The sequence below is a fragment of the Pelagicoccus mobilis genome (genome assembly GCF_016595505.1).
Classification (GTDB): Bacteria; Verrucomicrobiota; Verrucomicrobiia; order Opitutales; family Opitutaceae; genus Pelagicoccus; species Pelagicoccus mobilis.
This window is the reverse complement of record NZ_JAENIL010000115.1, coordinates 1-4,975: the sequence shown is the minus strand read 5'-3', so window position 1 is coordinate 4,975 and position 4,975 is coordinate 1. Positions and strand designations below refer to the sequence as shown.

The window sequence follows — 4,975 nt, the reverse complement described above, 5'->3', positions numbered from 1 at the left end:
CGCCCCCCTCCTTTCAAAAAGCCAGCCGATCGCCCCACACACCAACTCGCATCGATTGACCGAGCCCCCTACGACTCATGATCTCACTTAAAAACCTAAACCTGAAGAACTGCTTTCGCTTCATCAACGGCGCCCTCGCCATTCTGGCCGCCCTCATCGTGATCGAAGGCATCTACATGTTCCGCTCCACCCGGACCGGTTCCGAAATCGTCAACGATTTCCAAAGGGAGAGCGTTCCCAGCCAAAACCTCCTACAAGAGCTCAAGCAAACCTCCCTCCAGTTCGAGATCGCCAACCTGGGCTACATCTTCGGCCAAACCGAAGAAGTAAAAGCCGCCAAGGAAGCCGAAGCCAACCAGCTCGCCACCGCCGCTCGCGAATCCATCGACAAGCTCGAGTCCATCACCTCCACACCAGCCGTCAGCGGCCACATCGGATCCATTCGTACCGCCTTCGTCGCTTACGCCACCAAGACCGAAGAAATCCGCAAACTCCTCAAGCAAGACATGTTCTTCGAGGCAGTCGAACTATGGGACAAAGACATCCCCAAGCTAAACGCCAACCTCCGCTCCGCTGTCGAACAAGGCGAAACAGCCGTCACCACCATCTACAACGAATCCGTACAAACCACCACCGACAGCTTCGAGTCCCTCGCGTCCCACATCTCCCTCTTCAGTATCGTAAACGTAGCCCTTGCCCTCGTCATCGCCATCTTCTCCGGCTTCGCTTCCCTGAAGACAAAAGGCATCCTCAACCGCTCCCTCGAATCACTCAGCGGCAGCGCCGATCGCGTCAACCAGACCTCAAACGAACTCGTCTCCTCCGCCCAACGCTCCGCAGAAGCAAGCATCAACGAGGCAAACGTGCTCGCCGCCACCCGCGAATCCATGCTCCAGCAAGCGAGCATGACACAAACCACAGCTTCCAATTCCCGCTCCGCAGACGACATCACCGGCGATTGCTTCAAGAAGTTCGAAAGCACACGCGACACCATCCTCGAACTCGACAAGTCGATGGCCCAAATCTCCGAATCCGGAGCGGAAACCCAAAAAATAATCCAAACCATCAACGAGATCGCCTTCCAAACGAACCTCCTCGCCCTCAACGCTGCAGTAGAAGCAGCCCGAGCTGGCGAAGCAGGAGCCGGCTTCGCCATCGTCGCCGACGAAGTTCGCAACCTCGCCATCCGCTCCGCCGATGCCGCCAACAGCAGTTCCGAGCTCATCGAGAAATCCGCACAAAACATCTCCTCCGGTACCCAGATCGTACGCCAAGCCTGCGACTCTTTCGACGAAGTTTCCGGCATGATGCAATCCGTCAGCAGCCACATTCGCGACATCGCAGAAGAGACCGACAAACAAGCGGCCAGCATCCAAGAGATGACCGCATCCATAAGCGAACTCACCGCCAGCACCGAAAACAACAAACGCTTCGCCAACGAAACCGTCGACTCCTGCAAAGGCCTGCAAGACCAGTCCGCCACACTCGACTCTGTAGTCGGTGAATTGCTACACCTAGCCGGAAACTCAAATCACCAAAGCACTAAACCTCGCCCGGTTGCACCCGCGAAGGAAAGCTTCGCAGTCAACCGTCCTCAACAAAGCTTCGCCAACCCCGTCAGCAAAGCGGAAGCCACGCTCGACGAACTCTGGAACTAGCAAGCAAGCCGAAGGTAGCGGTCGTTGTCCCCAACGACCACAGACCACTAGCCGATTCTCCGCAGCAATAATACGCCCGCCCCATCGCGGGCATCACGCCAAGGCAAGCTCACTTGAGAACTCTCAAGAGTGAAGTGCTTGCCTTTTTCGCTTTCCAGAAACGCTGAAACTAAACTCTCATTCTCAGCAGTATCCACGCTACAAGTACTGTAGACCAAGACACCACCATCCCTCACCATCCCAGACGCCGCTTCGAGCAAACCTCTCTGCAAACTCTCCAACTCCCTCAACCCCTCAGAGGTCTGACGCCAGCGAGCATCGATCTTATGCTGCAAAACGCCGGAATTGCTGCACGGAGCATCCAGCAAAACGCCTTCGAACGAGCCTAGCTTATCCGGACTCAGATCCATCACATCCCTCGCCTCCGCCCGCAGCCGCTTCGCCCCATAACGAGTGAAATTGCTTTTCATCCTCTCAAAGCGCGGGCCATCCAGATCCACCGAAACGATTTCTTGCACCCCTGCACTCGCCTCCGCTTCGAGCAACAAACCCTTCCCTCCAGGAGCAGCGCACAAATCCAACAAACGCCCCTTCTCGACCGACTTCAAAAGCAGACGCGGAGCCAAACTCGCCGCCGGATTCTGCACGTACAGACGACCCTCTTCTATATACGAGAAGACTTCGCCCCACCCACCTGCTCTCAATCGGAAAAAACCCTCGCACCCCTCAATCCGTGACAAAGCTTCGAGCTCCTGCGAATCCCTTTGCCAACGAGCAAAAACGCCCGCTTCAGACTGGTTCCACTGCAAAAAAGCGATCGTGTCCTCCAAACCAAACTGCTTCAGCCAGCGCTTCACCAGCCACTTCGGATGACTGTAGCGCCACGCCAAATCCGCCGGCGTGCGGACCTCCATCTCCAGCAACTCCGGTAAACGACCCGCCACCTTGCGCAAAACCGCATTGGCCAAGCCCTTCTCAGGCTTGCTAAACCTTCCGCCAATCCGAGACACCGCGTGATGCACCACCTTGGCTGCCTGTTCCGGCTCATCCATCAACTCCCAGCTGGCCACCAACAAAGCCGCCCAAAGCTTCGCCTTCGGCCGCCGCTTCAAGAACGCGTCCAACGCCTTCTCAAGCAGCCGAATGTGCCGCACCGTACCGAACAGCAGAGACTGACAAGCCCGACGCTTACCAGAATCCCAACCGTCAGGCATCTTCTCCAGCAAGTGGGACATCCGAGCCGGACGCTGTAAAAAATCCGCCGTCAAATCGACCGCCACACTCCAAGAATCATCACTCATAATCAAAGCAGCTTATAGATGATCTGCCTGTCTCATTGACAAGTCCCTAAAAAGGCTCCTGTCTTAATTCTTTAGTCTCTAAACACGACGATGAACGAAGAAGCCATATTGGAAGTCATTTCTAGAAAGCCAGAGCTGAAGGCAGCTCGGGCCAAACTGGAGGCGATGCAGCCAGGAAACTACTGCATCCACCAAAGCTGGGGCTTCGGTCAGATCAAAGACTACGACGCCGAAGGCAATAAGCTGATCATCGATTTCGAGGGCAAGGAAGGTCACCGCATGGACCCAGGTTTCTGCGTGAACACCATGCAAGTCCTCCTCCCAGATCACCTCCTCGTACGCAAGGAGCTCGACCCAGCAGCAGTAGAAGCCCTCATCGCAAACGAGCCAGCCGAACTGATCGTAGAACTGCTCAAGCAGTACCCGAACACCGCGGCCAGCACAGCTGAAATCGAAAGCGTACTCGCCCGCGTCATCGGACCGATCAAGTACAAGAAGTGGTGGACCGCTACCAAGAAACTTCTCGCTAAGGACCCACGCGTTTCCGTTCCTGCCCGCAAGACAGGCATGTACATCCTCCGCGACGAGCCAGTCACTCTAGAAGAAGAGCTCATCGAAGACTACAACGCGACCCAGTCCGCCAAGCGACGCGTAGTGATCGCCGAGCAACTGCTCGACACCGTAGCCGACAAGCTCGAAGAGCACCGCGACGCCCTCGGCCTCATCCTTCACACGCTCGCAACCGCAGTTCGCGAGTCCAACCAGCTCACTTCCGCCGAGAAGCTCAAGGGCGCTTGGATCCGCAACGACATCGCTCGCCTTCTCGAGATCGACGTCGAAACATTCGAACCATCCGTCGTACAGATCCTCTCCGACATCGAAGGTCTCGACGCTCTCATCGACGAGCTCCCAACCAATTCCCAAGGCCGCGCCCTCAAGGCGATCAAGGCCTCTCACCCAGCTGACTGGAAGGAAATCTGTTTCTCCCTCCTCAAGAACAGCTCCGGCAAGTTCACCACCGACAGCGTCAACTTCCTCGTCGAAAACGGCTTCGGCGACGAGATCAAGGAAACCTTCGTACGCTGGCAGACCGAGCAAAACCTCAAGGAGCCAGTTCTCCTCTGGATCGTTAAGAACCGTAACTCCAAGAAGTACACGGATCTCGTCCACGACATGATCCAGCCACGTCTGCTCAACTCCATCTTCTTCGCGATCGACTACGAAGCGCTACAGTCATCCACTTCGCGCCGTATCCCTCTCGCGGATATCCTCAGCGACGACAAGGAGCTCATCCCTGACCTCCTCGCAACCGCTGACGCAGAAACCGCTCGCGACCTCGCGAACAACCTCCTGCTCAACCAAGGTTTCGAAGAGCTCACCAAGAAGTCGCTGCTCGCACGCTTCATCAAACTCTTCCCAGGCGTACAATCCCTCCTCGAATCCGAAGACACTCAAGAGAGCCAAGGCCTCATGGTATCCAAGGAATCTTACGAGAAGGCAGTTGCCGAGTTCGACGAAATCGTCACCAAGAAGATCCCAGAGAACTCCCAAGCCATCGCCGAAGCCCGCGAACTGGGAGACCTCAAGGAAAACTCCGAGTACAAGATGGCGAAGCAGGACCAACAAGTCCTCATGTCTCGCCGCAACCTTCTCGAAGCCGACATCAAGCGCGCTCAGATCACAGACTTCACCTCTGCGACCAACGAGACAATCGGCATCGGCAACATCGTCACCCTCAAGGACGAGAACGAAGGCAAGGAAGTCACCTACACGCTCCTCGGGGCATGGGACGGCGATCCAGAAAACTTCGTCATCTCCTACCAGACGCCACTCGGCAAGAGCATGCTCGGCAAGCGCCTCGGCGACGAAGTATCCGTCACTGTCGGTTCCACAGAGAACAAGCTCACCATCACAGACATCACTCGCTACGTCGACTCCCTCTAGTCCAAATCGAGTTAAACACTTTCCAAACGCCGCTCCTCACCGAGCGGCGTTTTTTTTACACCTCCCCACCCC

Annotated in this window: 3 protein-coding genes; 2 read left to right on the top strand and 1 reads right to left on the bottom strand. The window is 56.3% G+C overall.

Annotated features, from left to right (window positions below):
* The first annotated feature begins 77 nt into the window (after positions 1-77).
* Positions 78-1,658 carry a methyl-accepting chemotaxis protein gene (locus tag JIN87_RS27555; protein WP_200359875.1) on the top strand — a complete coding sequence of 527 codons (1,581 nt, stop codon included), beginning with the start codon at positions 78-80 and terminating at the stop codon, positions 1,656-1,658.
* Between the two features lie 47 nt (positions 1,659-1,705).
* Here JIN87_RS27555 and JIN87_RS27550 read toward each other — a convergent pair whose 3' ends face one another.
* Entirely contained in the window at positions 1,706-2,959 is a 1,254-nt protein-coding gene (locus JIN87_RS27550) for an RsmB/NOP family class I SAM-dependent RNA methyltransferase (RefSeq protein ID WP_200359873.1), read from the bottom strand.
* A gap of 90 nt (positions 2,960-3,049) precedes the next feature.
* Between JIN87_RS27550 and greA the strand changes: the two genes are divergently transcribed.
* Complete coding sequence (gene greA, locus JIN87_RS27545) at positions 3,050-4,903, top strand: transcription elongation factor GreA (RefSeq protein ID WP_200359871.1); 1,854 nt, start codon at positions 3,050-3,052, stop codon at positions 4,901-4,903.
* The last annotated feature ends 72 nt before the right edge of the window (positions 4,904-4,975 follow it).